The sequence below is a fragment of the Brachyspira innocens ATCC 29796 genome, from assembly GCF_000384655.1.
GTDB classification, from domain to species: domain Bacteria; phylum Spirochaetota; class Brachyspiria; order Brachyspirales; family Brachyspiraceae; genus Brachyspira; species Brachyspira innocens.
This window is the reverse complement of the sequence record NZ_ARQI01000027.1, coordinates 1-2,628: the sequence shown is the minus strand read 5'-3', so window position 1 is coordinate 2,628 and position 2,628 is coordinate 1. Positions and strand designations below refer to the sequence as shown.

1 protein-coding gene and 1 pseudogene are annotated in these 2,628 nt (G+C 21.5%); both read right to left on the bottom strand.

The genetic code is table 11. The features are described from left to right. Positions 1–38 precede the first annotated feature (38 nt). Positions 39–1,289: pseudogene (locus F811_RS15910) on the bottom strand (hypothetical protein). A gap of 170 nt (positions 1,290–1,459) precedes the next feature. Further along, positions 1,460–2,542, bottom strand: coding sequence for an ankyrin repeat domain-containing protein (locus tag F811_RS0100325; protein WP_020003334.1), 1,083 nt, complete (start codon positions 2,540–2,542; stop codon positions 1,460–1,462). Positions 2,543–2,628: the final 86 nt, after the last annotated feature.

Genomic DNA, 2,628 nt, shown 5'->3' with positions numbered 1-2,628 from the left:
TTTTCATAATTCATAAACCTCTTTAAATTATTAAACTTTTATTTATTTTTTAAAAATACCATTACAATAGGAGCTATAAAAGAAAAAATAAATGAATAAATACCATAAATATAAATGAAGCTATATATTTTATTATTTCCAATTACTGCCTCATTTATATTGATATTGTTTTTTAATATCTTTATTATAGACTTTATATTTTGTATTATAATATATACTAAATTAACAGCTATTATTATATTAAGAACTGCAATAGAAATTTCATTTATTTTATTTTCAGAAATAATTACTCTGTATATGCTTGCTCCTAATACTAATATATTAAATAATAATGCTATTATTGGAAATATTATATACATTGCTTTTGTTATGACTCCAGCTTTATAATCTGCTCTTATAAAGTATAAAGTAATAATAGATAAAATTAATAATACATTATAAATTATAAAAGACTTAGTATTGTCAAAAGGTCTTATAGGTTCATATAGTAAGGCAAAAAATGAAACAAATATTAAAAATGAATATAAAAATAATAATCCTCAAGAAATATATATTGATAAAACAGTTTTGAATCTTTTTTGCACAAAGAAAAATATAAACGGTATTAAAGTATGTAAATATACAATAAAAATCAAAATCAGTTTTGAGTATAATGTACTTGCATCTTCTCCAGTAAAAACAGATAACATTAAACCAAAAAATAAAAATACCATAAATGCCAAAAATTCTAGCGATTCTACTAATTCTACTAATTTAATAATTAAGAATAATATTATTGCTAATAAAATTTCTGATGCTACAAAAAACAGTATTATATCTCCTAATTTAGTAAAACTATTATATGTATTATTTTTTATATTAAAATTGTTATCAGATAAAAGTATTATAATAAAAAAGATTATAGAAGATAATATACTTTTATTAATCATTATATTAGATTTAAAAAATTCAAGCATATAAGGTATTTCATCTTTTAATGGTGCTGAAGTAAATATGCCAAGCAAAAATAAAAGTAAAAATGACAAAAATGTTATTAGTATTGTTCTTTTATTAATATTTTCTAAATTACTATCTATAATAAATAAAAATGAATAACAAAAAAAGTAAAATACTTGATAATAAAAACTATTAATAATAATTGTTGGATAGAAATTGTCAGCATTATGATCAATATCATATAATAATATTTGTATACTTATAGGAAGAGAAGATATTATTATTATGGTAAATACTAATATATGATATAATCTTTTTTTACTGCTCAAATTCATAAGCTTATTTTCAGACATTTTTCATAACCCCTTATAGGTATTTTTTATTAATACTAAGAAATTGATTATAATTTATAATTGTAAATTGTTAAAATAGTTATATTTTATAAATTATATATACTAAAAATTTTTAAACAGAAAATAAAAAAGTGCATATATAATGCATACTCTTTTTATAAAGATTATAACTATTTTGTAAGTAATTTTATTATTTCTTCATTTTTTCCGTATTCTCTGGCATAATACAATGCATCATAATTACCTCTTTTTATACTTTTATCAGCACCAGCATTTAAAAGCATTTTTGTCATTTCTAGATTCCCATTATAACAAGCTGACATCAATGCTGTCATACCATCTCTATTTTGAACATTAACATCTGCATTATTTTTAATAAGCACTTTTACAGCATTAATATTATTATAAGAAGTGGCTTCTCTCAATGCAGTATCATAATCATAATATTTATATGAACCACTATCAATCAGCTTTTGTAAAAAAACTTCATTGGTAGAATAGTGTGCAGCATTTATCAATGGAACATTAAGATTAAGCAAAGTTGATTGATTAAGATCACAAACTTTCAAACTTTTATCCAAAGAATCAGAACCATTTTGAAGTAAAATATCTGCTATATCCTCATGTCCATACATATAAGCATAAATCAAAGCATTTGCATTATTTCTATTTCTTTTATTTATATCAGCTTTATTTGCAATCAAAATTTTTACCGTTTCTTTATAGCCTTTCATAATAGCATACATTAAAGGTGTTTCTTCATTCTCATAATCTCCATCATAAGCTATATTAACATCGGCTTTATTTTTTATTAAGAGTTTTACCATTTCAATATTTTCTTTTCTATTATATTCTAAAGCACAAAATAATGCCGTTCTTCCTCTAAAGCCCTGATAATCAATATCAGCACCATAACTTAAAAGTAGTTTAACCATTTCCATATTATTATTATCAACTGCAAGTATCAATGCAGTATCGCCATCACTTACTACAGTATTAACATCTGCCTTATATTTCAAAAGAAGCTCAGCCATTTCTATATTATTATCCATAACTGCAATCGATAATAATGTAAAATCTTCATAATCAAGATTATTAATATTGACATTATGTTGTTTAAGAATATTCTCAGCTTCTTTAACATTACCTTCATACACATATTCTCTTAATCTTTCATAAGCTTTAGTTTTATTATCAGTTTGACTATATAAGTACATACTAAATAAAAATAAAATAAATATTAGCTTTTTCATAATTCATAAACCTCTTTAAATTATTAAACTTTTATTTATTTTTTAAAAATACCATTACAATAGGAGCTATAAAAGAAAAAATAAAT